Below are 25,544 nucleotides of genomic sequence, written 5' to 3'. Positions count from 1 at the left end.
ATGCTGCACCTGCGGATGATCACCCCGCCCGACCGGACGCACGCCGTGCTCCGCCTCGTCGAAGGGACCGTCGGCACCACCCATCTGGTGGTGCTGACCGGCGCGGCCCTGGTCCCAGCGGGTGACGTCGTGATGTGTGACGTCGCCCGCGAGGCGGGCGACGAGCTGCTGCACGGGCTGCGGCGACTGGGCATCGACAAGGACGGCTCGATCGCCGTCGAGAACATCGACCTCACCCTGTCCGAGAGCGCCGCCGAAGCCGAGGAGGAGGCGCCCGGCGAGGCCGCCGACGCGGTGCTGTGGGAGCAGCTAACGGAGGCGACCCAGGAGGAGTCGACCCTCACCGTCACCTACACCGCGTTCATGATCGTCGCGACGCTGATCGCCGCCTGCGGCGTGGTCCTGGACAACGCCATCCTGATCGTGGGCGCGATGGCCGTCGGCCCCGAGTTCGGCCCGCTCGCCGGTGTCTGCACCAGCCTGGTCCGGTGGGCCCCCAAGGCCGCCGCGCGCTCCCTGGTGGCCCTGCTGGCGGGTTTCGCCGCCGCGATGGCGGCGACGACCCTGTTCAGCCTGGCGATGAACGCGCTGGGCCTGTTCCAGCGCTCGATGCTGGAGAACCCGCGCCCGAACACCAGCTTCATCTGGCAGCCGGACTCGTTCTCCTTCACGGTCGCCCTGCTCGCCGGGGTGGCCGGCGTGCTGTCCCTGACCTCCGCGAAGTCGGGCGCGCTGGTCGGCGTGGCGATCTCGGTGACCACCGTCCCGGCGGCCGCCAACGCCGCCGTGGCCCTCAGCTACGGCGAGGTGGGCCAGATGTGGGGCTCGGCGGAGCAGCTGCTGCTGAACCTGGGCGGGATCATGCTGGCCGGCACCCTGACCCTGTACGCGCAGAAGCTGCTGTGGCGCACCGCGCGCGGCCGCTGGAGCCGCACCCCGCCCGGAACGGCCTGAGCCCCGCCGCCCCGGGCGGGGGCGACGGGGCTCCGGCGGCGCCGAGGACCTATCCGAGCGCCGACTTCACGACGTCCGCCAGGCGTCCCGCGACCGCGCGGGCCTGCTCGATGTCGGCGGCCTCCACCATCACCCGTACGAGCGGCTCCGTACCGGAGGGACGCAGCAGCACCCGTCCGGTGGCGCCCAGCTCGCGCTCGGCCTCGCCCACCGCCGCGGCCAGCTCGCCGGAGGTCCCGACGCGGGACCTGTCCACGTCGGGCACGTTGATCAGCACCTGCGGCAGCCGCTGCATCACGCCCGCCAGCTCCGCCAGCGACCGCCCGGTGGCCGCGATCCGGGCCGCCAGCAACAGCCCGGTCAGGGTGCCGTCACCGGTCGTCGCGTGGTCGAGGATGATCACGTGGCCGGACTGCTCGCCGCCCAGCGCGTAGCCGTGCTCCTTCATCGACTCCAGCACGTAGCGGTCGCCGACGCCGGTCTGCACGACCTGGATGCCCTCGGCCTCCATGGCCAGCTTGAAGCCCAGGTTCGACATGACGGTGCCGACCACGGTGTTCTCGCGCAGCTGCCCGGCCTCGCGCATGGCCAGCGCCAGCACCGCGAGGATCTGGTCCCCGTCGACCTCCGCGCCCGAGGCGTCCACGGCCAGGCAGCGGTCGGCGTCACCGTCGTGCGCGATGCCGAAGTCGGCCCCGTGCTCGACCACGGCCCGCTTCAGCAGACCGAGGTGGGTGGAGCCGCAGCCGTCGTTGATGTTCAGGCCGTCGGGCTCGGCACCGATCGTGATGATCTCCGCGCCGGCCCGGGCGAAGGCCTCCGGGGAGACGTACGCGGCCGCGCCGTGGGCCTCGTCCAGGACGACCTTGAGGCCTTCGAGGCGGTTGGGGAGCACCCCGATCAGGTGGGCGACGTACTTCTCGAAGCCCTCGGTGTAGTCCGAGATCCGGCCGACGCCGGCGCCGGTGGGACGGTCCCAGGGGGCGCCGGTGCGGTGCTCCTCGTAGACGGACTCGATCCGGTCCTCCAGCTCGTCGGCGAGCTTGTGGCCGCCGCGCGCGAAGAACTTGATGCCGTTGTCGGGCATCGCGTTGTGGCTGGCGGAGAGCATCACGCCGAGGTCGGCGCCCAGCGCACCGGTGAGATACGCCACCGCCGGGGTGGGCAGCACACCGACGCGCAGGACGTCCACGCCCGCGCTCGCGAGGCCCGCGACGACCGCGGCCTCCAGGAACTCGCCGGACGCGCGGGGATCACGGCCGACCACGGCGGTGGCCCGGTGACCGGCGAAGGTGCCCGCCTCGGCCAGTACGTGCGCGGCCGCCACGGAGAGACCGAGCGCGAGCTCGGCCGTCAGATCCGCGTTGGCAACGCCTCGTACACCGTCCGTCCCGAAGAGTCGTCCCACTGTTGTCCTCCCGAGTTCACGCTTCGTTTAGTGCCGCTGTGTGACAGGTATGTGCCGCTTGTGGCGGTAAACGAACCGCCCCGGCAGCACAGAGAGTGCTGCCGGGGCGGTTTCGTTGCAGAACAGCAGGCGCAGATTAACGCTTGCTGTACTGCGGAGCCTTACGGGCCTTCTTGAGACCGGCCTTCTTGCGCTCGACCGCACGGTCGTCGCGGGAGAGGAAGCCGGCCTTCTTCAGCGCCGGGCGGTTGTTGTCGACGTCCGCCTCGTTCAGCGCACGGGCCACACCGAGGCGCAGGGCGCCGGCCTGGCCGGAGACGCCGCCACCCGCGATGCGGGCGATGACGTCGTAGCGGTTGTCGAGCTCAAGGAGCTTGAACGGCTCGTTGACTTCCTGCTGGTGCACCTTGTTGGGGAAGTAGTCCTCAAGGGTGCGACCGTTGATCTTCCACTTGCCGGTGCCCGGAACGATCCGGACGCGGGCGATGGCGTTCTTGCGACGACCCAGACCGGCGGCCGGCTGGGGGTCGCCGAAGCGACCGGCAAGGGACTCGGAGGTGTAGTCGCCCTCGACGACGACCTCGGACTCGCTGGTGTACTCCTCGACGTTGCCCTCGAACTCTTCGACGGGGGTCGTCTCGGCGGTGGTCTCGGCCACGATGCTCCTCAGAATTTTCTACGTCTTAGGGGGTGGCCGGAACTACTGCGCGACCTGGGTGATCTCGAACGGCACCGGCTGCTGGGCAGCGTGGGGGTGCTGGTCGCCCGAGTAGACCTTCAGCTTCGAGAGCATCTGACGGCCCAGGGTGTTCTTGGGGAGCATGCCCTTGACGGCCTTCTCGACGGCCTTCTCCGGGTTGTTCGCCAGGAGGTCGTCGTAACGGACGGAACGCAGACCACCCGGGAAGCCGGAGTGGCGGTACGCCATCTTCTGGGACGCCTTGTTGCCGGACAGGTGAACCTTGTCGGCGTTGACGATGATGACGAAGTCGCCCATGTCCATGTGGGGGGCGTAAGTCGGCTTGTGCTTGCCCCGCAGGAGGGCAGCGGCCTGGGTCGCCAGACGGCCGAGGACAACGTCCTGGGCGTCAATGACGAGCCACTGGCGCGAGATGTCGCCGGGCTTGGGGCTGAACGTACGCACGCGTATGCCTTCGCTTCTTCAGTGGTGGGTCATCCCCAGGGCGTGAGCCCACGGGGAAGGGTCCTGACAAGGGTCACCACGGACGATCACGACAGCCCTGGTCCACTACGGGGACGCAACCCGTGTGAACCGCTGGTCATCGGCCCGGTGGACCGGCGTAAGGCCCTTTCACGTGAGAATGAGCAAGCCAATACGCATAACAAACCAGCAGAGTACCCAAGAGGACCCGTACGGGTCAAAACGCGGTCCGCGATGCCGATTCTGCTGGCGTCGCGGCGCACTCCGGTTCGGTCCTGGGTAGGGACCCCGCAGTTGTTACTGGATCCAGAGTAACCCGTACGGAGCGCAGCGCTCGACCCGCCAGCATGATCGCGAGCCCGCACAGGGTGACGCAGTCCTTGAACGCGCGCCGCTTGTGGGCCAGCTCGGTGGGCCACGGCACCAGCGCCACCTGGGGCGTCAGGGCCAGCCAGAACCAGGGCGAGCGGGGCATCGAGCCCGGCCGCACCGCCGAGGCCAGCAGCAGCGGAAGCACCACCAGCAGGTAGTGGTCGAAGGACGGCCGCGACACCAGGAATGCGGCGAGCATCACCATGCAGGCCGTCTCCGCGAGCCGCAGCTCTCCCCCGTCCGCGTCCCCCGGACCGTCCGTACGCCGCCACCGCCGCCACGCCGCGACCAGCCCGCCCAGCGCCCCTGCCCCCGTCAGCAGCACCGCGACCGGCTCCGGCAACCCCAGCCGCGGCAGCACCGCGATCGGCGAGGCGTCCCAGGGCAGCGCGTACGCGTCCTGCCCGTGGAGCAGGAACGGCAGCGTCTTGGTGACGAACAGCGTCGGGCTCGGCATCATCAGCGCCCCGAGCAGCGAGACGCCGAGCGGCACCAGCACGGCAACGGCCAGCCCCCGCCACTGCCGGGCCAGCACGAAGAGCAGCCCGATCGGCACCAGCATGGGCTTGCAGGCGATGGCCAGCCCCACCACCAGCCCCGCCGCCGGCCAGGACCGACGCCGCGCGAGCAGCAGCGCCACGGGCAGCGCGGCCGCCGAGATGGCGGTCCAGTTGCCGATCAGCACGAGGTTCACGTACGGCTTGTAGGCCAGGGCCAGCGCGGCGAACCCGCCGACCGCGAAGCGGGAGCGCGGCGGCACCGAGAACAGCCGCAGCGCGGCCCACCAGCCGACCGCCAGCAGGACGGACATCGCGGGCGGGAGCACCCAGCGCAGCACCGGCTGCGGCAACAGCGCCTCGGGGACGGCCATGATCACGGCGCTCGGGAGGTAGAGGAACCGCTTGTCCTCGTACGGGGACCCGCCCGCCAGCAGCGTCTCGGCCGCCTTGACCACGAAGGCGTTGTCCGAGCCCCAGTTCTCCCGCAGGCTGGTGGACACCGCGATGCCGAGCACCACGGCCAGCGCCACCGCGTGCCAGGGCCCCGACGCCGGCCGCAGCAGCCAGACCACCAGCCGGTGCCCGAACGCGGGATCCCGTACGGTTTCCCATCCCCTGAGCAAGGTGCCAGGCCGCAGCCGCACAACGCCTCCCGATCACCGCTCGGGGGCGGTCTCCCCCTAGCGCTCGCGCTCGACCCTACGTTCGTCCCAGACAGGTTCCCGAGTCTCTCGTACAACACCGTCCGAACCGAAGACCAAGTAACGGTCAAATGTGCGCGCGAACCAGCGGTCGTGCGTGACGCAGAGCACAGTGCCGTCGTACGCCTCCAGGCCGTCCTGGAGGGCCTCCGCCGACTCCAGGTCGAGGTTGTCCGTCGGCTCGTCCAGCAGCAGCGCCGTGGTGCCGGCCAGCTCCAGCAGCAGGATCTGGAACCGCGCCTGTTGGCCGCCCGACAGCTTCTCGAACGGCTGGTCGCCCTGGCGCTCCAGCTCGTAGCGGCGCAGGGCGCCCATCGCCGCGCCGAGCGGCTTGGCCGCCTCCGTCCACAGGATGTCGACGAGGGTGCGGCCGAACAGCTCCGGGTGCGCGTGGGTCTGCGCGAAGTGTCCCGGGAGCACCCGCGCGCCCAGCTTCCAGGTACCGGTGTGCTCGACGTCCTCGCCCGCCAGCAACCGCAGGAAGTGCGACTTGCCGGAACCGTTCGAGCCGAGCACCGCGACCCGCTCCCCGTAGAACACCTCCAGGGAGAACGGCTTCATCAGCCCGGTCAGCTCCAGGTTCTCCACGGTCAGCGCGCGCACGCCGGTCCGGCCGCCCTTGAGGCGCATCCGGATGTCCTGCTCGCGCGGCGGCTCCGGCGGCGGGCCGGCCTCCTCGAACTTCTGGAAGCGGGTCTGCATCGCCCGGTAGCGGGAGGCCATGTCGGGGCTGGAAGCGGCCTGGTTGCGCAGCCGCAGCACCAGCGCCTTCAGCCGGGCGTGCTCCTCGTCCCACCGCCGCTTGAGCTCCTCGAAGCGCGCGAAGCGCTCCTTGCGGGCCTCGTGGTAGGTGCCGAACCCGGCGCCGTGCACCCAGACGTCCGAGCCGGTCGGGCTCGCCTCCAGGCTGATGATCTTCCCGGCCGCCTGGGTGAGCAGCTCCCGGTCGTGGCTGACGAAGAGGACCGTCTTGCGGGTGGCCCGCAGCTGCTCCTCCAGCCACCGCTTGCCGGGGACGTCGAGGTAGTTGTCCGGCTCGTCGAGCAGCAGCACCTCGTCCGGCCCGCGCAGCAGTGCCTCCAGCACCAGCCGCTTCTGCTCACCGCCGGACAGCGTGCGCACCTCGCGGAACTGCGCCTTGTCGTACGGGACCCCCAGCGCGGCCGTCGTACAGACGTCCCACAGGGTCTCCGCCTCGTACCCCTGGACGTCCGCCCAGTCGCTCAGCGCCTGCGCGTAGGCCATCTGGGCGGCTTCGTCGTCCACGGTCAGGATCAGCTGCTCGGCCCGGTCGACGGCCTTCGCCGCCTCCCGGATCCGCGGCTGCGCCACCGATACCAGCAGGTCCCGTACGGTCGTCTCGTCCCGCACCGAGCCCACGAACTGGGACATCACGCCGAGGCCGCCGCTGACGGTGACCGCGCCGCCGTGCGGCTGGAGGTCGCCCGAGATCAGCTTCAGCAAGGTGGTCTTGCCGGCCCCGTTCGCCCCGACCAGGGCGACGACCGACCCCTCCCCCACCCGGAAGGAGACGTCGGGGAGCAGCACCCGCCCGTCGGGAAGGTAGTACTCCAGGTGGCTGGCTTCTAGATGTCCCATGCCGCGCATTGTCCAGGCCGGGCGCCGATCCGCCCAAACGGATTAGCCGACGGGCGTCCGGTACGGCTCAGCAGCAGCCGGCGCCCGGCAGGGTGCGCAGGTTGCGCGCCTCCTTGCTGCGGGCCGCCAGCAGTTCGTCGGCCGGGTAGCCGACCTCCTCCAGCGTCAGCCCGTGCGGCTTGACGACGTGCACCGAGGAGTCCCGTACGCCGGCCTTGAGGACCGCCGCGGGCCAGTCGACCGGCCGGTGCCCGTCGCCGACGTGCAGCAGCGCGCCCACCAGCGAGCGGACCATGTTGTGGCAGAAGGCGTCGGCGCGCACCGTCGCGGTGACGATGCCGTCTTCGGCGCGCTCCCAGCCGAGCTGCTGGAGCGTACGGATGGTCGTGGCGCCCTCGCGCTTCTTGCAGTACGCGGCGAAGTCGTGCTCGCCGAGCAGCGCGGCGGAGGCCTCGTTCATGGCGTCCACGTCCAGCGGCCACTGGTGCCACAGGACGTGCCCGCGGCGCAGCGGGTCCACCCCGGCCTGGTGGTCGCCCACCCGGTAGGCGTAGCGGCGCCAGATGGCCGAGAACCTCGCGTTGAAGCCCTCCGGGGCCCGCTCGGCCTTCCACACCCGTACGTCGTGCGGCAGCCGCCCCGCGAGGCGGCGCAGCAGCTTGTCCTGGTGCTCGGCCCACACTTCCTCGGCCAGATCGAATTGGGCGACCTGACCACGGGCGTGCACCCCGGCGTCCGTCCGCCCGGCGACGGTCAGCTCGACCGGCTCCTTGAGCCGCAGCACGGTCCGCAGGGCGCTCTCCAGCTCTCCCTGCACGGTCCGCAGCGTGCGCTGCTTCGCCCAGCCGGAGAAGTCCTTGCCGTCGTAGCTCAGGTCCAGCCGTACCCGGACGTGCCCGGGCTCCACCTCGTCACTCACGTGACCGATCCTCTCAGAAGCGCAGAACCGCGAAAAAAACGCAGAACGGGCCCGCCCCGGCAGGGGGCGGGCCCGTTCAGAGCCGATCAAGCAAGCTCGATCCCGTAGCGGGATCAGGCCTCCTTGGTCTCCTCGGCCTCGGCGGCGGGAGCCTCGGCCACGGCCTCGGCGTCCTTCGCGGCACGCTTGGTGGCGGCCTCGGCCTCACCGGTGGCCTGCTGGGCGACGGTCAGGGCCTCGACCAGCTCGATGACCGCCATCGGGGCGTTGTCGCCACGACGGTTGCCGATCTTGGTGATGCGCGTGTAACCACCGGGGCGGTTCTCGTAGCGCGGGGCGATCTCGGTGAACAGCGTGTGCACGATGCTCTTGTCCGTGATCGTCTGCAGCACCAGGCGACGGTTGTGGATGTCGCCCTTCTTGGCCTTGGTGACCAGACGCTCGGCGTAGGGACGCAGGCGACGGGCCTTGGCCTCGGTGGTGGTGATGCGGCCGTGCTCGAAGAGCGCCTTCGCGAGGTTCGCGAGGAGGTGCTTCTCGTGCGCGGCGCTGCCGCCCAGGCGGGCACCCTTTGCGGGACGCGGCATGGTGTTACTCCTTCATATCTGCACCGGCCGTGTCAGGTACCGGTGTCAGTTCCCCCGAGGCGGACGCCGCGGGAAAGTTCTGGTGGTGCTTAGTACTGCTCGGTCTCGACGAAACCGGCGTCCGCGTCGTCGTCGGCGCCGAAGGCGTCGGCGGCGGCGGTCGGGTCGAATCCGGGCGGGCTGTCCTTGAGGGCCAGGCCCATGCCGGCCAGCTTCGCCTTGACCTCGTCGATCGACTTCGCACCGAAGTTGCGGATGTCGAGCAGGTCGGCCTCGGAACGCGCCACGAGCTCACCCACGGAGTGGATGCCCTCGCGCTTGAGGCAGTTGTACGAGCGGACCGTGAGCTCGAGCTCCTCGATCGGCAGCGCCAGATCGGCGGCCAGGGCCGCGTCCGTCGGCGAGGGGCCCATGTCGATGCCCTCGGCGTCGATGTTGAGCTCGCGGGCCAGACCGAACAGCTCGACCAGGGTCTTGCCGGCGGACGCCATGGCGTCGCGCGGGCGCATGGCCTGCTTGGTCTCGACGTCGACGATCAGCTTGTCGAAGTCGGTGCGCTGCTCGACTCGGGTCGCCTCGACCTTGTAGGTGACCTTGAGGACCGGGCTGTAGATGGAGTCGATCGGGATGCGACCGATCTCCTGGCCCAGCTGCTTGTTCTGGACGGCGGAGACGTAGCCGCGACCGCGCTCGACGGTCAGCTCCATCTCCAGCTTGCCCTTGCCGTTGAGCGTGGCGAGGACCAGGTCCGGGTTGTGCACCTCGACACCGGCCGGGGGCGCGATGTCGGCAGCGGTGACCAGGCCGGGACCCTGCTTGCGCAGGTACATCACGACCGGCTCGTCGTGCTCCGAGGAGACGACCAGCTGCTTGATGTTGAGGATGATGTCGGTGACGTCTTCCTTGACACCCGGCACGGTGGTGAACTCGTGCAGGACGCCGTCCACGCGGATGCTGGTGACGGCGGCACCCGGGATCGAGGACAGGAGCGTGCGGCGCAGGGAGTTGCCGAGGGTGTAGCCGAAGCCCGGCTCCAGCGGCTCGATCACGAACCGCGAGCGGTACTCGTCGACGACCTCTTCGGTCAGCGAGGGACGCTGAGCGATAAGCATGTCTGTGTTCCTTCAGTCGTGGACGCCCACTATTTGACGCCCGACATGTACTGCAAGGGTACGGGCGGCACGGCCCCCGAAGGAGTCGTACCGCCCGGACACTCAAAGACGCACAGGCGCGTCCGTCGCGTCAGACGCGGCGGCGCTTCGGCGGACGGCAGCCGTTGTGCGGGGTGGGGGTGACGTCCTGAATGGAGCCGACCTCCAGGCCGGTGGCCTGCAGGGAGCGGATCGCGGTCTCGCGGCCGGAGCCCGGACCCTTGACGAAGACGTCAACCTTGCGCATGCCGTGCTCCTGCGCGCGACGGGCGGCCGACTCGGCGGCCATCTGCGCGGCGAAGGGGGTGGACTTGCGCGAGCCCTTGAAGCCGACGTGGCCGGCGGAGGCCCAGGAGATCACGTTGCCCGAGGGGTCCGTGATCGAGACGATGGTGTTGTTGAACGTGCTCTTGATGTGGGCGTGCCCGTGAGCGACGTTCTTCTTTTCCTTGCGGCGCACCTTCTTGGCAGCGCCCTGACGACCCTTGGGGGGCATCTAAATCTCCTACGGGAGGTGGTCGGTCCTACAGCGCAAGACCGCTGAACAGGACTACTTCTTGCCCGGCTTCTTCTTACCGGCGATCGCGCGACGCGGGCCCTTGCGGGTACGCGCGTTCGTGCTGGTGCGCTGACCGTGCACCGGCAGGCCACGACGGTGGCGGATGCCCTGGTAGCACTGGATCTCGATCTTGCGACGGATGTCGCCCTGGATCTCGCGGCGGAGGTCACCCTCGGTACGGAGGTTGGCGTCCACGTACTCGCGGATCTTGACGAGGTCCTCTTCGGCCAGGTCACGAACGCGGGTGTTCGGGTTCACGCCGGTGGAGGCGAGGATCTCCTTGGACCGGGTGCGCCCGATACCGAAGACGTAGGTGAGTGCGATCTCCACGCGCTTTTCGCGCGGGATGTCAACACCGGAAACGCGTGCCATTCAATGGCTCCTGTGTGTTCGGGGGTCTTCCGCAGAACCGTTCCCGACCGCCGACCACCCCTGATGGGTGGTGGTACGCCCGGGTCCCCGGCCCCCGCCGGAGGTGCCGCCGGCCCCGTAGGGCTGGGCGGGTTCTGCGTATGTACGTTTTCTTACGTCGCGCGAAGAACTGCGGAAGGCAGGTCGGTCGGCGTGCGTCAGCCCTGGCGCTGCTTGTGGCGCAGGTTGTCGCAGATGACCATGACCCGGCCGTGACGGCGGATCACCTTGCACTTGTCGCAGATCTTCTTGACGCTCGGCTTGACCTTCATGTTGGTGAGGTTCTCCGGGTCAGTGCCACCACCCGCGCCGGGACGGATGCCCAGGCGGGAGTGAAGACAAGATCTACTTGTATCGGTAGACGATCCGGCCACGCGTCAGGTCGTACGGGGAGAGCTCCACGACAACCCGGTCATCAGGCAGGATGCGGATGTAGTGCATGCGCATCTTGCCACTGATGTGCGCGAGGACTTTGTGACCGTTCTGGAGTTCCACCTTGAACATCGCGTTCGGGAGGGACTCGATCACGGTGCCCTCGATCTCGATGGCACCTTGCTTCTTGGCCACGCTTCGCCTTTCGAATCGGCTACCTTGATCAGCTCCGCGCCCATGCAGGGCATGGAAATGCACGAGAGCCGACGAGTCAGTCTACGTCAGGGCACCCAGAAAGACGAATCCGGAAAGTTTGCCCCATAGCCTAGATCATTAACCGAGCGGGTCCGGCGCGGTGGTCACGCCGTACTCCGCCAGCTTCGCCTTGCCGCAGTCCGGGCTGGTCAGCACGATCGGACCGGCCTCGGTCAGGGCGATGGAGTGCTCCCAGTGCGAGGACCAGGTGCCGTCCGTGGTGATGACCGTCCAGTCGTCCGCCAGGACCTCCGTCTGGGCGGTGCCCAGCGAGACCATCGGCTCGATCGCCAGGCACACGCCCGGGACCAGCTTGATGCCCTTGCCCCGCTTGCGGGACACGTAGTTCAGCAGGTGGGGGTCCATGTGCATCTCGGAGCCGATGCCGTGGCCGCCGTAGTCCTCGATGATCCCGTACTTGCCGGTGGCCGGACGCGGCTGGCGGCGGATGTAGCTCTCGATCGCCTTGGAGATGTCCACCAGGCGGTTGCCGAGCTTCATCGCCGCGATGCCCGCCCACATCGATTCCTCGGTCACCCGGGACAGCTCGACCAGCTCCGGAGCGTGGCCGGTGCCCACGAACGCCGTGTAGGCCGCGTCCCCGTGCCAGCCGTCCACGATCGCGCCCGCGTCGATCGAGATGATGTCGCCGTCCTTGAGGACCGTCTTGTCGTCCGGGATGCCGTGGACGACGACCTCGTTCACCGACGTGCAGATCGTCGCGGGGAAGCCGCCGTAACCGAGGAAGTTCGACTTCGCGCCGGCGTCCGCGATGACCTTGCGGGCCACCATGTCCAGGTCCCGGGTCGTGGCGCCCGGCACGGCCGCCTCACGGGTCGCCGCGTGGATCGCGGCGACGACCAGCCCCGCCTCGCGCATCTTCGCGATCTGCTCGGGCGTCTTGAGCTGCACCATGGAACGGCCTTCCACCTTCTGAAATCGGACTTCTCAACAGTACGGCCGCGGTGTCCCTGGGACACCGCGGCCGTTCCTGCACAACGTGGGGACTACTTCTTCAGGGCGTCCATCGCGCGTCGCGTGACGTCCGCGACCTCACCGAGGGCGGGGATGGTCGACACGAGGCCCTGGGCCTTGTAGTAGTCGATGATCGGCTCGGTCTCCGCGTGGTAGACGGCCAGCCGGTTGCGGACCGTGTCCTCGGAGTCGTCCCCGCGCTGGTACAGCTCGCCGCCGCAGTGGTCGCACACGCCGTCGGTCTGCGGCGGTGCGTACGTGACGTGGAAGACGTGCGCGGAGTCCTTGCGGCAGGTCCGGCGGCCCGCGATGCGCTTGACGACCTCGTCCTCCTCGACCTCCAGGTCGAGGACGGCGTCGAGGTGGAGCCCGGCGGCCTTGAGGATCTCGTCGAGCGCCTCGGCCTGGGTGAGGTTGCGCGGGAACCCGTCGAGCAGGAAGCCGTTCTCGGCGTCGGGCTGCTCCATCCGGTCCTTGGCCATCCCGATGGTGACCGAGTCCGGGACGAGCTCACCGGCGTCCATGTACGACTTCGCGCTCTTGCCGAGCTCGGTGCCCTGGCTGATGTTGGCGCGGAACAGGTCACCCGTGGAGATGTGCGGGATCGACAGGTTCTTGGCAAGGAACGCGGCCTGTGTTCCCTTGCCGGCGCCGGGGGGCCCGACGAGGACGATACGCATCAGCGGAGGAACCCTTCGTAATTACGCTGCTGGAGCTGGCTCTCGATCTGCTTCACGGTTTCCAGACCCACACCCACGATGATGAGGATGCTCGTCCCGCCGAACGGGAAGTTCTGGTTCGCTCCGAAGCCCGCCAACGCCATTGTCGGCACGAGAGCGATCAGACCCAGGTACAGCGACCCCGGCCAGGTGATCCGGTTGAGTACGTAGCTCAGGTACTCGGCGGTAGGCCGGCCGGCGCGGATGCCCGGGATGAACCCACCATACTTCTTCATGTTGTCTGCAACTTCCTCGGGGTTGAACGAGATCGCCACGTAGAAGAACGCGAAGAACACGATCAGGAGGAAGTAGGCCGCGATGTAGTAAGGGTGGTCGCCCTTGACGAAGTGCTTCTGGATCCAGGTCGCCCAGGCCGCCGTCGAGCCGCTGAACTGCACGACCAGGGCCGGGATGTACAGCAGCGACGAGGCGAAGATGACCGGGATGACACCGGCCTGGTTCACCTTGAGCGGGATGTAGGTCGAGGTGCCGCCGTACGCGCGGCGCCCGATCATGCGCTTCGCGTACTGGACCGGGATCCGGCGCTGCGCCTGTTCGACGAAGACCACCAGGGCCACCATCGCCAGGCCGACGAGGATCACCACACCGAACTCGACCCAGCCATCAGCGATCTTGCCCTGGAGCTTGATCTGCCACATGGCGCCGATGAAGCCGGCCGCGATCGAGATGAACATGAGGATCGACATGCCGTTGCCGATGCCGCGGTCGGTGATCAGCTCACCGAGCCACATGACGACACAGGTGCCGGCGGTCATGGTGAGCACCATCGTGACCATGGTGAAGATCGAGCGGTCCGAGACGATCTCGGTGCGGAGCTGGCAGGAACCGAAGAGCGCACCCGTCTTGGCGGTGGCCACCAGACCCGTGCCCTGGAGGATCGCGAGCGCGACCGTCAGGTAACGCGTGTACTGGGTGATCTTCGCCGTGCCGGACTGACCCTCTTTTTTGAGGTTCTCCAGCTTCGGGATGACCACGGTCAGCAGCTGCAGGATGATGCTCGCCGTGATGTACGGCATGATTCCGAGCGCGAAGATCGTGATCTGCAGCAGTGCGCCACCGCTGAACATGTTGACGAGGCCGAACAGGCTGTTGCCGGTCCCTGCCTGGTCCACACAGAACTGAACGTTCTTGTAGTTCACGCCGGGGACCGGGATGTGGGACCCGAGGCGGAACAGCACGATGATGGCGAGCGTGAAGAGCAGCTTCTTGCGCAGGTCGGGCGTCTTGAACGCCCGGGCGAACGCGGTGAGCACGGTGCCTCCTGCGACCCCCGCGCTACTGCGTCAGAGGTGACGGTCTGAGGGATCGACGAATACGTACAAGCAAAGGTGCAGGCCACCTTACCGGCGACTGCGCCCCCCGTGGAACGACCAACCGGGGATGCCCCATATGTGAGGCATCCCCGGTCGGGTTTTAGCTATTTGTCACGTGCGTTCGTCTTAGACGAGCTCGGTGACAGTGCCGCCGGCAGCGGCAATCTTCTCCTTGGCGGAAGCGGAGACGGCGTCAACCGAAACCGTCAGCGCCACGGAGATCTCGCCCTGGCCCAGGACCTTGACGAGGCTGTTCTTGCGCACCGCGCCCTTGGCGACCAGGTCGGCCACCGTGACCTCTCCACCCTCGGGGTAGAGAGCGCCGAGCTTGTCCAGGTTGACGACCTGGAACTCGGTGCGGAACGGGTTCTTGAAGCCCTTGAGCTTCGGCAGACGCATGTGGAGGGGCATCTGCCCGCCCTCGAAGCGCTGCGGGATCTGGTAACGGGCCTTCTGGCCCTTCGTACCACGACCGGCCGTCTTACCCTTCGACGCCTCACCACGACCGACACGGGTCTTCGCGGTCTTGGCGCCGGGGGCGGGACGGAGGTTGTGGGCCTTCAGCGGGCTGTTCTCAGCCATGATTAGTCAACCTCCTCAACCGTCACGAGGTGGCGGACGGTCTGCACCATTCCGCGGAACTCGGGGCGGTCCTCCTTGACGACCACGTCGTTCAGGCGCTTGAGCCCGAGCGAACGCAGAGTGTCGCGGTGGTTCTGCTTGCTGCCGATGTACGACTTCGTCTGCGTGATCTTGAGGCGGGCCATCAGACACCCGCCCCAGCACGCGCACGAAGCAGGGCCGCGGGGGCGACGTCCTCGAGGGGCAGACCACGGCGAGCCGCGATCTCCTCGGGACGCTGCAGGCCCTTGAGGGCCGCCACGGTCGCGTGCACGATGTTGATCGCGTTGGAAGAGCCGAGCGACTTCGACAGGATGTCGTGAACGCCGGCGCACTCCAGAACGGCGCGCACCGGGCCACCGGCGATAACACCGGTACCAGGGGACGCCGGCTTGAGCAGCACGACGCCCGCAGCACGCTCGCCCGTGATCGGGTGAGGGATGGTGCCCTGGATGCGCGGAACCTTGAAGAAGTTCTTCTTGGCTTCCTCGACACCCTTGGCAATGGCCGCGGGAACTTCCTTGGCCTTGCCGTAACCGACACCTACAGTGCCGTCACCGTCGCCCACCACGACCAGCGCGGTGAAGCTGAAGCGGCGACCACCCTTGACAACCTTGGCGACGCGGTTGATCGCGACAACGCGCTCAACGTAAGCGGTCTTCTCGGCGGCAGGGCCACCGTCGCGACCCTTCCGGTCCCGCCGCTCGCCGCCACCGGCACCGCTTCCGCGGCGCTGGGGTCCAGCCATTGGATTACCTCTCTCTGTTACGTCCGTGAGTCCCGGAACCGGGGCTTAGAACTTCAGCCCGGCTTCGCGGGCGGCGTCAGCCAGAGCGGCAATGCGCCCGGCGTATCGGTTGCCACCGCGGTCGAACACGACGGTCTCGACACCCGCGGCCTTGGCACGCTCGGCGACGAGCGCGCCGACAGCCTGGGCCTGGGCGCTCTTGTCGCCTTCGCCACCGCGGATCGAAGCGTCCAGGGTCGACGCGGACGCCAGGGTGTGACCCTGGAGGTCGTCGATGACCTGAGCAACGATGTTGCGGTTGGAACGCGTCACGACGAGGCGCGGACGCTCCGCCGTACCCGAGACGTTCTTGCGGATGCGGATGTGGCGGCGAGCCTTGGCCGCGCGCTTGTACGCGTCGCCCTTGGCGATCTTTACACCGTATGCCATGGCTACTTACCAGCCTTTCCGACCTTGCGGCGGATGACTTCGCCGGCGTACTTGACACCCTTGGCCTTGTACGGGTCGGGCTTCCGCAGCTTGCGGATGTTGGCGGCGACCTCGCCGACCTTCTGCTTGTCGATGCCCTCGACCGAGAACTTGGTGGGCGACTCGACCTTGAAGGAGATGCCCTCGGGCGCCTCGATCAGGATCGGGTGGCTGTAGCCAAGCTGGAACTCCAGGTCGGAGCCCTTCGCGGCGACGCGGTAACCAACACCGCTGATTTCGAGAGCCTTGACGTATCCCGTGGTCACACCGGTGATCATGTTCGCCACCAGCGTGCGGGACAGGCCGTGCAGGGCCTTGTTCTGACGCTCGTCGTTCGGACGGACGACGTTCAGAACGCCGTCCTCACCCTTGACGACGGCGATGGGCGCAGCGACGGTGTGCGAGAGGGAACCCTTGGGGCCCTTCACCGCGACCGTGCGGCCATCGATGGTGACGTCCACACCGGCGGGAACCTGGATGGGGAGCTTGCCGATTCGCGACATTGCTTTTCCTCCGTTCCCGACTACCAGACGTAGGCGAGGACTTCCCCACCTACGCCCTTCTTGCCTGCCTGCTGGCCGGTGAGGAGACCGTGGGACGTGGAGATGATCGCCACGCCCAGGCCGCCGAGCACCTTCGGCAGATTGGTGGACTTCGCGTACACACGCAGACCGGGCTTCGAGATCCGCTTGATGCCCGCGATGGAGCGCTCACGGTTCGGCCCGAACTTCAGCTCGAGGACGAGGTTCTTGCCGACCTCGGCGTCCTCGACCTTCCAGCCGGTGATGAAACCCTCCTGCTTGAGGATCTCTGCGATGTGCGACTTGATCTTGCTGTGCGGCATCACGACGGTGTCGTGGTACGCCGAGTTAGCGTTACGCAGACGGGTCAGCATGTCTGCGATCGGGTCAGTCATGGTCATGAAGTGGCCTTCGGCCTCTCTCGCCGGGGTTTCCTGTATGCGCCATCCCTCTCCCCACTCAGTGGCGGGACGGGTGCGGTGCGGGGACCTACGGCGTAGTAAGTCGTTATGGGCGGCGGACGCCCAACCACACAAGCCTAAGGCATGCGCGGCTGGGCATCCTCCGACCAGATGCTTACCGAGAGTGCCTGGAACTTCCCAAGTCCTTGCGGACGGCGGGAATTACCAGGAGCTCTTGGTCACGCCCGGCAGCTCGCCACGGTGAGCCATCTCACGGAGGCAGACGCGGCACAGGCCGAACTTGCGGTACACGGAGTGGGGACGACCGCAGCGCTGGCAGCGGGTGTACGCGCGCACACCGAACTTGGGCTTGCGGGCAGCCTTCGCGATGAGAGCCTTCTTCGCCATCTCGCTTACGCCTCCTTGAAGGGGAAGCCGAGGTGACGAAGGAGCGCGCGGCCCTCAGCGTCGTTGGTCGCCGTGGTGACCACGGTGATGTCCATACCCCGGGTACGGTCGATCTTGTCCTGGTCGATCTCGTGGAACATGACCTGCTCCGTGAGACCGAAGGTGTAGTTGCCACGGCCGTCGAACTGCTTCGGCGACAGACCACGGAAGTCACGGATACGCGGCAGCGCGAGCGACAGCGTACGGTCCAGGAACTCCCACATGCGGTCACCACGGAGGGTGACGTGGCAGCCGATCGGCTGACCCTCACGCAGCTTGAACTGCGCGATGGACTTGCGGGCCTTCGTGACGGCCGGCTTCTGACCGGTGATCGTCGTCAGGTCGCGGATGGCGCCGTCGATCAGCTTGGAGTCGCGGGCGGCGTCGCCCACACCCATGTTGACCACGATCTTCACGAGGCCGGGGATCTGCATGACGTTCTCGTACGAGAACTCTTCACGCAGCTTGCCCGCGATGTCCTCGCGGTACTTCGTCTTGAGACGCGGAGTGGTAGCCATCAGATGTCCTCACCCGTCCGCTTGGCAACGCGGATCTTGTTGCCCTCGTCATCGAAGCGGAAACCGACGCGGGTAACGACCTTCTGGCCGTCCTTCTCCACAACCAGCTGAACGTTGCTGACGTGGATCGGCGCCTCGGTGATCACGATGCCACCGGTCTGCGAGCCACCAGCGGTCTGGCCGGCCTTGGTGTGCTTCTTGACCCGGTTGACACCCTCGACGAGGACACGGTTCTCAGTAGGGATGGCCTGAATGACCTTGCCCTGCTTGCCCTTGTCCTTACCGGTGATGACCTGAACCAGGTCGCCCTTCTTGATCTTCATGCTTACAGCACCTCCGGCGCGAGCGAGATGATCTTCATGAACTTCTTCTCGCGCAGCTCACGGCCCACGGGGCCGAAGATACGGGTGCCACGAGGGTCGCCGTCGTTCTTGAGAATGACAGCGGCGTTCTCGTCGAAGCGGATGTACGAGCCGTCCTGGCGGCGGCGTTCCTTGACGGTGCGAACGATGACCGCCTTGACGACGTCACCCTTCTTCACGTTGCCACCGGGGATCGCGTCCTTGACGGTGGCGACGATGACGTCACCGATGCCCGCGTAGCGGCGACCGGAACCACCGAGAACACGGATGCAAAGGATTTCCTTGGCACCAGTGTTGTCGGCGATACGCAGTCGCGACTCCTGCTGGATCACGTGTATCTCCTGATTGTCTGCCGGTTCCCGGCGAGGGGCCCGTTACCGGAGCCCCTCACCGAGCCTGGCGGAACTGACCTGAGGGAAACCCCCCAGGCTATGTCTGGCGGAACTCGCTTGCGCGAGGTTCCTTACTTGGCCTTCTCGAGGATCTCGACGATGCGCCAGCGCTTGCTCGCCGACAGCGGACGCGTCTCCATGATGAGGACGCGGTCGCCGACGCCGGCAGCGTTCTGCTCGTCGTGAGCCTTGAGCTTGTTCGTACGGCGGATGACCTTGCCGTACAGCGCGTGCTTCACGCGGTCCTCGACGGCGACGACGACGGTCTTGTCCATCTTGTCGCTGACGACGAGACCCTCACGGGTCTTGCGGAAACCGCGCTCGTTCGTCTCAGTCACGTTCTTCTCGCTCATCAGGCGCTCTCCACCGTCTCGATACCGAGCTCACGCTCGTGCATCAGGGTGTAGATGCGAGCGATGTCCTTACGGACGGACTTGAGCCGGCCGTTGTTCTCCAGCTGACCCGTGGCCGCCTGGAAGCGCAGCTTGAACAGCTCTTCCTTGGCCTCGCGCAGCTTGCCAACGAGCTCCTCGTTGCCGAGCTCACGCAGCTCGGACGCCTTGGTTCCCGTCGCCATCACGACTCACCTGCCTCGCGCCGAACAATCCGGCACTTCATCGGAAGCTTGTGAGCAGCGCGGGTGAGCGCCTCACGAGCAATCTTCTCGTTCGGGTAGGACAGCTCGAACATGACCCGGCCCGGGTGCACGTTCGCGATCCACCACTCGGGAGAACCCTTACCGGAACCCATGCGGGTCTCGGCGGGCTTCTTCGTCAGCGGACGGTCCGGGTAGATGTTGATCCAGACCTTGCCGCCACGCTTGATGTGGCGGGTCATCGCGATACGAGCCGCCTCGATCTGGCGGTTCGTCACGTACGCCGGGGTCAGCGCCTGGATGCCGTACTCGCCGAACGAGACCTCAGTACCGCCCTTGGCCATACCGCGGCGCTTCGGGTGGTGCTGCTTGCGGTGCTTGACCCTACGAGGGATCAGCATGTCGGTCAGGCCTCCGTTCCGGTGCTCTCGGCCGGAGCGGCGGCGGGAGCGTCGGCCTTGGGGGCCTCGGCACCAGCAGCCTGCTGCGGCTTGCGGCCACCACGGCCGCCGCGCTCGCCACCACGGCCACCACGGCCGGCGGGACGGTCGCCAGCGCCCTGCGCGCCACGGGCCGGGCGGTTACCCGCACGGGCCGCAGCGTTCTCGGCGCGAACCTCGGCGATGTTCTTGACGTCGCCCTTGTAGATCCAGACCTTCACACCGATACGGCCGAAGGTGGTCTTGGCCTCGAAGAAGCCGTAGTCCACGTTCGCGCGCAGCGTGTGCAGCGGCACACGACCCTCGCGGTAGAACTCGGAGCGGGACATCTCGGCGCCGCCGAGACGGCCGCCACACTGGATCTTGATGCCCTTGGCGCCGGCCTTCATCGTGCCCTGCATGCTCTTACGCATGGCGCGACGGAAGGAGACGCGGGAGGAGAGCTGCTCGGCAACGGCCTGGGCAACCAGCTGAGCGTCGAGCTCGGGGTTCTTGACCTCGAGGATGTTCAGCTGGACCTGCTTGCCCGTGAGCTTCTCGAGGTCACCGCGGATGCGGTCGGCCTCGGCGCCACGGCGGCCGATGACGATGCCCGGACGAGCGGTGTGGATGTCCACACGCACGCGGTCACGGGTGCGCTCGATCTCAACCTTCGAGATGCCCGCGCGCTCCATGCCGGACGTCATCATCCGACGGATGGCGACGTCTTCCTTGACGTAGTCCTTGTACAGCTTGTCGGCGTACCAACGCGACTTGAAGTCGGTGGTGATGCCGAGCCGGAACCCGTGCGGGTTTACCTTCTGGCCCATTACCGGGAACCTTCCTTGCTGCTGACGACCACGGTGATGTGGCTGGTCCGCTTGCGGATCCGGTAGGCGCGGCCCTGGGCACGCGGACGGAACCGCTTCAGGGTCGGACCCTCGTCCACGAACGCCTCGCTGATGACCAGCGTGGAGGCGTCCGGGTGGTTGTAGTTGTGTGCGGCGTTGGCAATGGCGCTGTCCAGCACCTTGCCGACCGGCACGCTCGCGGCCTGCGGGGCGAAACGCAGGACCGCCTGAGCCTCCGTGGCATCCATGCCACGGATAAGGTCCACCACTCGGCGGGCCTTCATGGGCGTGACGCGGATGTACCGCGCCTGGGCCCTGGCTTCCATGGTTGTCCCTTCGGTGTAAGTCATAGTCGTAACCACCCCGCCTTTAGCGGCGCTTCGACTTCCGGTCGTCCTTGACGTGGCCGCGGAAGGTGCGAGTCGGCGAGAACTCGCCGAGCTTGTGGCCGACCATCGACTCGGTGACGAACACCGGGACGTGGGTCTTGCCGTTGTGCACCGCGATGGTGTGACCCAGCATGCTGGGGATGATCATCGAGCGACGGGACCAGGTCTTGATGACGTTCTTGGTGCCGGCTTCGTTCTGGACGTCCACCTTCTTTACGAGGTGGTCGTCGACGAAGGGCCCCTTCTTGAGACTGCGCGGCATCTAAACCCGCTCCTAGCGCTTCTTGTTCGTCTTGCGGCGGCGGACGATGTACTTGCTCGAAGCCTTCTTCGGCGAGCGAGTACGACCCTCCTTCTGACCCCACGGGGAGACCGGGTGGCGACCACCACTGGTCTTGCCCTCACCACCACCGTGCGGGTGGTCAACCGGGTTCATCGCGACACCGCGGACGGACGGGCGAACGCCCTTCCAGCGCATGCGGCCGGCCTTGCCCCAGTTGATGTTCGACTGCTCGGCGTTGCCGACCTCGCCGACCGTGGCGCGGCAGCGCGCGTCGACGAGACGGATCTCACCGGACGGCATGCGGAGGTGGGCCATGGTGCCCTCCTTCGCCAGCAGCTGCACGGAGGCACCCGCGGAACGGGCGAACTTGGCGCCACCACCGGGACGGAGCTCGATCGCGTGGATCGTGGTACCGACCGGGATGTTGCGGAGCGCGAGGTTGTTACCGGGCTTGATGTCGGCCGTGGGGCCGTTCTCAATCCGGTCGCCCTGCTTCAGAGCCTTCGGCGCGATGATGTAGCGCTTCTCGCCGTCGGCGTAGTGCAGGAGCGCGATGCGCGCAGTGCGGTTGGGGTCGTACTCGATGTGCGCGACCTTGGCCGGCACGCCGTCCTTGTCGTGACGACGGAAGTCGATCACGCGGTAGGCGCGCTTGTGTCCACCACCCTGGTGGCGAACGGTGATCCGACCGGTGTTGTTACGGCCGCCCTTGCTGTGCAGCGGGCGAACCAGCGACTTCTCCGGCGTGGACCGCGTGATCTCGACAAAGTCGGCGACGCTGGAGCCACGACGGCCCGGGGTCGTCGGCTTGTACTTGCGGATACCCATTTCTCAGTCCTCGTCCGATTCCGGACGACTAGACCTCCGTTAGGAGGCCTGGCCGCCGAAGATGTCGATTCGGTCGCCCTCAGCGAGGGTCACGATGGCGCGCTTGGTGTTCGCACGCTTGCCGAAACCGGTCTTGGTGCGCTTGCGCTTACCCTGACGGTTGATCGTGTTGACCCCGGTGACCTTGACCGAGAAGACCGCCTCGACGGCCTGCTTGATCTGGGTCTTGTTGGCGCCGGGCGCGACGATGAACGTGTACTTGTTCTCGTCCAGCAGCGCGTAGCTCTTCTCCGAGACAACCGGCTTGATCAGCAGGTCGCGCGGGTCAGTGAAGGTCTTGCTGGTAACGGTCGCCTCAGACATCAGGCGTCGCTCCCTTCGGTCTCATCGGCCTTGGGGCCAGACACGAAGGACTCGAAAGCGGCCTGAGTGAAGACCACGTCGTCAGAGACGATCACGTCGTACGTGTTCAGCTGGCCCGGCTCCAGGATGTGAACCTGGGGCAGGTTGCGGGCGGACAGCCACGCGGCCTCGTCGGCGCGCTCGACGACCAGGAGCAGGTTCTTGCGCTCCGAGATCTTGCCGAACAGCGTCTTGGCGGCCTTCGTGGAGGCGGCACCCTCGACCACGCCGGTGACGACGTGGATGCGGGAGTGACGCGCACGGTCCGAGAGGGCACCGCGGAGGGCGGCGGCCTTCATCTTCTTCGGGGTCCGCTGCGAGTAGTCACGCGGCTGCGGGCCGTGGACGACGCCACCGCCGACGAACTGCGGAGCGCGGGTCGAACCCTGGCGAGCGCGGCCGGTGCCCTTCTGGCGGTACGGCTTGCGGCCACCACCACGGACTTCGCCACGACGCTTGGTCTTGTGCGTGCCCTGACGGGCAGCAGCCAGCTGAGCGACAACGACCTGGTGGATCAGCGGAACGCTGGTCTTGGCGTCGAAGATCTCCGCGGGGAGATCGACGGTACCGGCCTTGTCGCCTGCCGGCGAAAGGATGTCAATGGTGCTCATTACCTCAAGCCCCCTTGGCCGCGGTACGGACCAGGACGAGGCCGCCGTTCGGACCGGGGACCGCACCCTTGATGAGGAGCAGACCCTTCTCCGCGTCAACCGCGTGGATGGTCAGGTTCTGGGTGGTGACGCGCTCGTTACCCATACGACCGGCCATGCGCATGCCCTTGAAGACACGCCCAGGGGTGGCGCAGCCACCGATCGAACCGGGGGAGCGGTGCTTGCGCTGGACGCCGTGACCGGCACCGAGGCCCTTGAAGTTGTGACGCTTCATGACACCGGCGAAGCCCTTGCCCTTGCTGTTGCCCGTGACGTCGACCTTGACGCCGGACTCGAACACAGCAGCGGTGATCTCCTGGCCGAGCGTGTACTCGCTGGCGTCGGAGGTGCGGAGCTCCACCAGGTGGCGGCGCGGGGTTACATCGGCCTTGGCGAAGTGACCCTTGAGGGGCTTGTTCACCTTGCGCGGGTCAATCTCGCCGAAGGCGATCTGGACCGACTCGTAGCCATCGATGTCGTTCTTACGGACCTGGGTAACGACGCAGGGCCCGGCCTTGACGACGGTCACCGGGACGACACGGTTGTTCTCGTCCCAGACCTGGGTCATGCCGAGCTTCTCGCCCAGGACGCCCTTGATCTGCTTTGCCATCTTCTCGACGCCTCTCAGAGCTTGATCTCGATGTCAACGCCGGCCGGAAGGTCCAGGCGCATCAGCGAGTCAACGGTCTTGGGAGTCGGGTCGAGGATGTCGATCAGGCGCTTGTGCGTGCGCATCTCGAAGTGCTCGCGCGAGTCCTTGTACTTGTGCGGCGACTTGATGACGCAGTACACGTTCTTCTCAGTGGGCAGCGGCACCGGGCCCGCGACCGACGCACCAGTGCGCGTCACCGTCTCGACGATCTTCTTCGCCGACGAATCGATGACCTCGTGGTCGTAGGCCTTGAGCCGGATGCGGATCTTCTGTCCCGCCATGGCTACTCCGTAGTCCTGTCTGTTGTGGAAACGCTCTGGTCCTCGGCCGGCTGCGGATCGCTCCGCCGCTTTCCTCCGACCCACGCGGTCGGGCGTGTCGCACTCCCTCTACAGAAAATTCCCATACGGAAATTCCCTGTCCAAGGGGGTGCGGCCCAAGACCGCGGTGCGGGGGAAAACACCCACCGAGTTCCTGGCAGGCACCGTGCTGACGCTTCCCAGAAGATTCCCGTACGTCCGTCCCCATTGCTGCCCCGAGGGGCAGATAAGGACGACGAGTACTGTGGGACTCGCTTCCGGTCCTCCCGGCGGGAGGCGCGCAGCATCGGCACTCAACCGAGCAACTTGAGTAGTCTGCCACATGAGACACGTACTGCGCCAATCGGGCGCAGAACAATACCCCGCCGCGCGGACACGTCAAACCCGCCGCGCGACGGGGACCCGTGCGGTGGCGGGTCAGGACCGGGAGACCGTCCCGCACTCCTTCGGCAGCGCAGCCACGTCCGTACTGCGGTCGTACGGATCGGTGACCGGGCCCGGCGCCCCCGATGAGGGCCGCGTCCGCTGCTCGGACGCGAACATCGGGTGCAGATAGCCTTCGCCGTCCCGCGAGCAGTCGTCGTTCCCCGCCGTTTCGGACCAGCTCACGATCTGCAGCCTGCCGGGCGTGGCCGCTATCCGCTCGGGATCGGCCAGCGCCACGGTGAGCTCGCGCCGCACGATGGTGCGCGCCACCTCGTCCGCGCCCGCCCGGGCCTGCACCAGCGGGTAGACGAAGGTGTAGTCGGAGTGCACCAGCACCTCACCGGAGCGGGTGCTGTCGAACCACATGCGCCCGCGCGTCTTGACCACGTCACCGTGCACCCGCACCTGCGCCGGGTCGAAGCGGCTGAACAGCGCCAACGGGTCGGCGTCCTTGGTCGGCCGGATGAGGGCCCGTTCCATCAGCCCCCGGCCGCCGTCCTGCGCCGGGTCCAGCAGGTCCAGGGCCGCCTGCGGGCGCTCGCCGCGCAGGGTGGCCGGCTCCAGGTTCGCCGCCACCAACAGCCGGCCGGTCTTCGCGAGCGCGTCCGCCACCTGCTCCCGGGTCATCCCGCCCACGGCCTTCGCCTCGGGCAGCTCGATGCCCGAGGCCCCGTCCGCCCACTGCCGGGCCGGGGAGCCGCGGAAGGGGTCCTGGAGGGTCGGCCGGTCCGGGTACTGCTGCGCGGGCGCGGCCGACGGCCGCGCCGTCTCCGCGGCCGCCGGGGCGGCGTTCGCGGCCGCCTCCCGGGCCGCCGTCTTGCCGGTGAGCCGGTCTATGACCAGCTCCGGCCGTACGGCGATCAGCGCGAGGGCGGCGATGAAGACGACCGCGGCAGTGGCCTTGAGCCGCCGCTTGCCCTTCCCGCGGCCCTCCAGCTCCTGCCAGGCCGGCCCGGTCCGCCACCCGGCGGGCTCGGCCGCCTGCCGGGCCTTGCGCCCCTTGCGGCCCTTCCGGCCCGTCTCCCGCGCGGCCCGCTCCGCGTCCTCGCGCCGCAGCCGCTCGGTCACCATCCGCGCCCGCGCCGACGGCTCCACCGGGGCCCGCCCCGCCCCGCTCTCGGCGTCCCGGACGAAGCGCGCCCACTCCTCGTCGGAAACGCCGCCCCTGCCCGCGTCGTCGCTGTCCCCCATGACTCCCCCTTGAGATGTTCACACCATGCGCTGCGGAGCCTCTCACACCCCCTGGACCAGCTGTTTTCCGCCCCTGACCAAA

The 25,544-nt window shown here is 67.7% G+C and carries 38 protein-coding genes; 1 reads left to right on the top strand and 37 read right to left on the bottom strand.

Annotated elements, in window-relative coordinates; all coding sequences use genetic code 11:
* On the top strand, window positions 1-954 hold the full coding sequence (locus tag ACWGH1_RS24760) for a DUF389 domain-containing protein (RefSeq protein WP_453409002.1): 954 nt from the start codon (window positions 1-3) through the stop codon (window positions 952-954).
* Between the two features lie 49 nt (window positions 955-1,003).
* On the opposite strand, the gene glmM is transcribed toward ACWGH1_RS24760, so the two are convergent.
* The 37 genes from glmM to ACWGH1_RS24575 form a co-directional block, all read right to left on the bottom strand.
* Window positions 1,004-2,362, bottom strand: a complete 1,359-nt coding sequence (glmM, locus tag ACWGH1_RS24755) for a phosphoglucosamine mutase (protein ID WP_453409001.1) — start codon at window positions 2,360-2,362, stop codon at window positions 1,004-1,006.
* Window positions 2,363-2,498: 136 nt separating this feature from the next.
* Window positions 2,499-3,020 (bottom strand): 30S ribosomal protein S9, encoded by a 522-nt coding sequence (gene rpsI, locus ACWGH1_RS24750; RefSeq protein WP_361312420.1) that lies wholly within the window; start codon window positions 3,018-3,020, stop codon window positions 2,499-2,501.
* 42 nt (window positions 3,021-3,062) lie between these two features.
* Window positions 3,063-3,506, bottom strand: a complete 444-nt coding sequence (gene rplM / locus ACWGH1_RS24745; RefSeq protein ID WP_136213237.1) for a 50S ribosomal protein L13 — start codon at window positions 3,504-3,506, stop codon at window positions 3,063-3,065.
* Between the two features lie 235 nt (window positions 3,507-3,741).
* Entirely contained in the window at window positions 3,742-5,019 is a 1,278-nt protein-coding gene (locus ACWGH1_RS24740) for a glycosyltransferase family 87 protein (protein WP_453355840.1), read from the bottom strand.
* A 57-nt stretch (window positions 5,020-5,076) separates the two neighbouring features.
* Window positions 5,077-6,696 (bottom strand): ABC-F family ATP-binding cassette domain-containing protein, encoded by a 1,620-nt coding sequence (locus tag ACWGH1_RS24735; RefSeq protein WP_453355839.1) that lies wholly within the window; start codon window positions 6,694-6,696, stop codon window positions 5,077-5,079.
* A gap of 67 nt (window positions 6,697-6,763) precedes the next feature.
* Complete coding sequence (truA, locus tag ACWGH1_RS24730) at window positions 6,764-7,615, bottom strand: tRNA pseudouridine(38-40) synthase TruA (protein ID WP_453355838.1); 852 nt, start codon at window positions 7,613-7,615, stop codon at window positions 6,764-6,766.
* Between the two features lie 113 nt (window positions 7,616-7,728).
* Window positions 7,729-8,202: a 50S ribosomal protein L17 gene (gene rplQ / locus ACWGH1_RS24725; RefSeq protein ID WP_453356544.1), complete on the bottom strand. Its 474-nt coding sequence runs from the start codon at window positions 8,200-8,202 to the stop codon at window positions 7,729-7,731.
* Window positions 8,203-8,291: 89 nt separating this feature from the next.
* A complete protein-coding gene (locus tag ACWGH1_RS24720; RefSeq protein WP_008739666.1) occupies window positions 8,292-9,314 on the bottom strand; it encodes a DNA-directed RNA polymerase subunit alpha in 1,023 nt (340 codons plus the stop codon).
* Window positions 9,315-9,444: 130 nt separating this feature from the next.
* The gene (rpsK, locus tag ACWGH1_RS24715) at window positions 9,445-9,849 is read right to left on the bottom strand and encodes a 30S ribosomal protein S11 (RefSeq protein WP_003956432.1); all 405 of its coding nucleotides are present in this window, start codon (window positions 9,847-9,849) and stop codon (window positions 9,445-9,447) included.
* A gap of 54 nt (window positions 9,850-9,903) precedes the next feature.
* A complete protein-coding gene (gene rpsM / locus ACWGH1_RS24710) occupies window positions 9,904-10,284 on the bottom strand; it encodes a 30S ribosomal protein S13 (RefSeq protein WP_007265919.1) in 381 nt (126 codons plus the stop codon).
* Between the two features lie 197 nt (window positions 10,285-10,481).
* Complete coding sequence (rpmJ, locus tag ACWGH1_RS24705) at window positions 10,482-10,595, bottom strand: 50S ribosomal protein L36 (protein ID WP_003956441.1); 114 nt, start codon at window positions 10,593-10,595, stop codon at window positions 10,482-10,484.
* A 73-nt stretch (window positions 10,596-10,668) separates the two neighbouring features.
* Entirely contained in the window at window positions 10,669-10,890 is a 222-nt protein-coding gene (infA, locus tag ACWGH1_RS24700) for a translation initiation factor IF-1 (RefSeq protein WP_003956442.1), read from the bottom strand.
* Window positions 10,891-11,028: 138 nt separating this feature from the next.
* Entirely contained in the window at window positions 11,029-11,865 is an 837-nt protein-coding gene (gene map, locus ACWGH1_RS24695; RefSeq protein ID WP_453409000.1) for a type I methionyl aminopeptidase, read from the bottom strand.
* A gap of 92 nt (window positions 11,866-11,957) precedes the next feature.
* A complete protein-coding gene (locus tag ACWGH1_RS24690; protein WP_453353057.1) occupies window positions 11,958-12,605 on the bottom strand; it encodes an adenylate kinase in 648 nt (215 codons plus the stop codon).
* A complete protein-coding gene (gene secY / locus ACWGH1_RS24685; protein ID WP_453353058.1) occupies window positions 12,605-13,918 on the bottom strand; it encodes a preprotein translocase subunit SecY in 1,314 nt (437 codons plus the stop codon). The genes ACWGH1_RS24690 and secY overlap by 1 nt, the downstream gene beginning before the upstream one ends.
* A 186-nt stretch (window positions 13,919-14,104) precedes the next feature.
* Window positions 14,105-14,560 carry a 50S ribosomal protein L15 gene (rplO, locus tag ACWGH1_RS24680; RefSeq protein WP_030154704.1) on the bottom strand — a complete coding sequence of 152 codons (456 nt, stop codon included), beginning with the start codon at window positions 14,558-14,560 and terminating at the stop codon, window positions 14,105-14,107.
* Window positions 14,561-14,562: 2 nt separating this feature from the next.
* Window positions 14,563-14,745 (bottom strand): 50S ribosomal protein L30, encoded by a 183-nt coding sequence (gene rpmD / locus ACWGH1_RS24675; RefSeq protein ID WP_053682614.1) that lies wholly within the window; start codon window positions 14,743-14,745, stop codon window positions 14,563-14,565.
* Complete coding sequence (gene rpsE, locus ACWGH1_RS24670; RefSeq protein WP_267033226.1) at window positions 14,745-15,347, bottom strand: 30S ribosomal protein S5; 603 nt, start codon at window positions 15,345-15,347, stop codon at window positions 14,745-14,747. Before rpsE ends, rpmD begins: the two co-directional genes overlap by 1 nt.
* Window positions 15,348-15,392: 45 nt before the next feature.
* Entirely contained in the window at window positions 15,393-15,776 is a 384-nt protein-coding gene (rplR, locus tag ACWGH1_RS24665) for a 50S ribosomal protein L18 (protein ID WP_030026334.1), read from the bottom strand.
* Window positions 15,777-15,778: 2 nt separating this feature from the next.
* Window positions 15,779-16,318, bottom strand: a complete 540-nt coding sequence (rplF, locus tag ACWGH1_RS24660; RefSeq protein WP_453353059.1) for a 50S ribosomal protein L6 — start codon at window positions 16,316-16,318, stop codon at window positions 15,779-15,781.
* 20 nt (window positions 16,319-16,338) lie between these two features.
* Window positions 16,339-16,737, bottom strand: coding sequence for a 30S ribosomal protein S8 (rpsH, locus tag ACWGH1_RS24655; protein ID WP_007265911.1), 399 nt, complete (start codon window positions 16,735-16,737; stop codon window positions 16,339-16,341).
* Window positions 16,738-16,959: 222 nt separating this feature from the next.
* Window positions 16,960-17,145 carry a type Z 30S ribosomal protein S14 gene (locus ACWGH1_RS24650; protein ID WP_003956452.1) on the bottom strand — a complete coding sequence of 62 codons (186 nt, stop codon included), beginning with the start codon at window positions 17,143-17,145 and terminating at the stop codon, window positions 16,960-16,962.
* Between the two features lie 5 nt (window positions 17,146-17,150).
* Window positions 17,151-17,702, bottom strand: a complete 552-nt coding sequence (gene rplE, locus ACWGH1_RS24645) for a 50S ribosomal protein L5 (protein WP_030154702.1) — start codon at window positions 17,700-17,702, stop codon at window positions 17,151-17,153.
* Window positions 17,702-18,025 carry a 50S ribosomal protein L24 gene (rplX, locus tag ACWGH1_RS24640; RefSeq protein ID WP_266626434.1) on the bottom strand — a complete coding sequence of 108 codons (324 nt, stop codon included), beginning with the start codon at window positions 18,023-18,025 and terminating at the stop codon, window positions 17,702-17,704. Before rplX ends, rplE begins: the two co-directional genes overlap by 1 nt.
* 2 nt (window positions 18,026-18,027) lie before the next feature.
* The gene (gene rplN, locus ACWGH1_RS24635) at window positions 18,028-18,396 is read right to left on the bottom strand and encodes a 50S ribosomal protein L14 (RefSeq protein WP_008739701.1); all 369 of its coding nucleotides are present in this window, start codon (window positions 18,394-18,396) and stop codon (window positions 18,028-18,030) included.
* Between the two features lie 131 nt (window positions 18,397-18,527).
* A complete protein-coding gene (gene rpsQ / locus ACWGH1_RS24630) occupies window positions 18,528-18,809 on the bottom strand; it encodes a 30S ribosomal protein S17 (protein ID WP_030026328.1) in 282 nt (93 codons plus the stop codon).
* A complete protein-coding gene (gene rpmC, locus ACWGH1_RS24625; RefSeq protein ID WP_008739703.1) occupies window positions 18,809-19,033 on the bottom strand; it encodes a 50S ribosomal protein L29 in 225 nt (74 codons plus the stop codon). The genes rpsQ and rpmC overlap by 1 nt, the downstream gene beginning before the upstream one ends.
* Window positions 19,033-19,452: a 50S ribosomal protein L16 gene (gene rplP / locus ACWGH1_RS24620; protein WP_030026326.1), complete on the bottom strand. Its 420-nt coding sequence runs from the start codon at window positions 19,450-19,452 to the stop codon at window positions 19,033-19,035. The genes rpmC and rplP overlap by 1 nt, the downstream gene beginning before the upstream one ends.
* A gap of 5 nt (window positions 19,453-19,457) precedes the next feature.
* On the bottom strand, window positions 19,458-20,300 hold the full coding sequence (gene rpsC, locus ACWGH1_RS24615) for a 30S ribosomal protein S3 (protein WP_008739710.1): 843 nt from the start codon (window positions 20,298-20,300) through the stop codon (window positions 19,458-19,460).
* The gene (gene rplV / locus ACWGH1_RS24610) at window positions 20,300-20,647 is read right to left on the bottom strand and encodes a 50S ribosomal protein L22 (RefSeq protein ID WP_037792011.1); all 348 of its coding nucleotides are present in this window, start codon (window positions 20,645-20,647) and stop codon (window positions 20,300-20,302) included. Before rplV ends, rpsC begins: the two co-directional genes overlap by 1 nt.
* 43 nt (window positions 20,648-20,690) lie before the next feature.
* Window positions 20,691-20,972 carry a 30S ribosomal protein S19 gene (gene rpsS / locus ACWGH1_RS24605; protein WP_008739713.1) on the bottom strand — a complete coding sequence of 94 codons (282 nt, stop codon included), beginning with the start codon at window positions 20,970-20,972 and terminating at the stop codon, window positions 20,691-20,693.
* A gap of 12 nt (window positions 20,973-20,984) precedes the next feature.
* Window positions 20,985-21,821 (bottom strand): 50S ribosomal protein L2, encoded by an 837-nt coding sequence (rplB, locus tag ACWGH1_RS24600; protein WP_008739715.1) that lies wholly within the window; start codon window positions 21,819-21,821, stop codon window positions 20,985-20,987.
* Between the two features lie 39 nt (window positions 21,822-21,860).
* Window positions 21,861-22,184, bottom strand: a complete 324-nt coding sequence (gene rplW, locus ACWGH1_RS24595) for a 50S ribosomal protein L23 (RefSeq protein ID WP_037792012.1) — start codon at window positions 22,182-22,184, stop codon at window positions 21,861-21,863.
* Complete coding sequence (rplD, locus tag ACWGH1_RS24590; RefSeq protein ID WP_453353060.1) at window positions 22,184-22,834, bottom strand: 50S ribosomal protein L4; 651 nt, start codon at window positions 22,832-22,834, stop codon at window positions 22,184-22,186. Before rplD ends, rplW begins: the two co-directional genes overlap by 1 nt.
* A 4-nt stretch (window positions 22,835-22,838) precedes the next feature.
* Entirely contained in the window at window positions 22,839-23,483 is a 645-nt protein-coding gene (rplC, locus tag ACWGH1_RS24585; RefSeq protein ID WP_215015311.1) for a 50S ribosomal protein L3, read from the bottom strand.
* Between the two features lie 14 nt (window positions 23,484-23,497).
* Window positions 23,498-23,806, bottom strand: coding sequence for a 30S ribosomal protein S10 (gene rpsJ / locus ACWGH1_RS24580; protein WP_003948644.1), 309 nt, complete (start codon window positions 23,804-23,806; stop codon window positions 23,498-23,500).
* A 456-nt stretch (window positions 23,807-24,262) separates the two neighbouring features.
* Complete coding sequence (locus ACWGH1_RS24575; protein WP_453408999.1) at window positions 24,263-25,462, bottom strand: hypothetical protein; 1,200 nt, start codon at window positions 25,460-25,462, stop codon at window positions 24,263-24,265.
* Window positions 25,463-25,544: the final 82 nt, after the last annotated feature.

The sequence above is a fragment of the Streptomyces sp. NPDC054883 genome (assembly GCF_053610645.1).
Note: the sequence above shows the minus strand (reverse complement) of the source record. Positions and strands in the feature narration are given on the sequence as shown.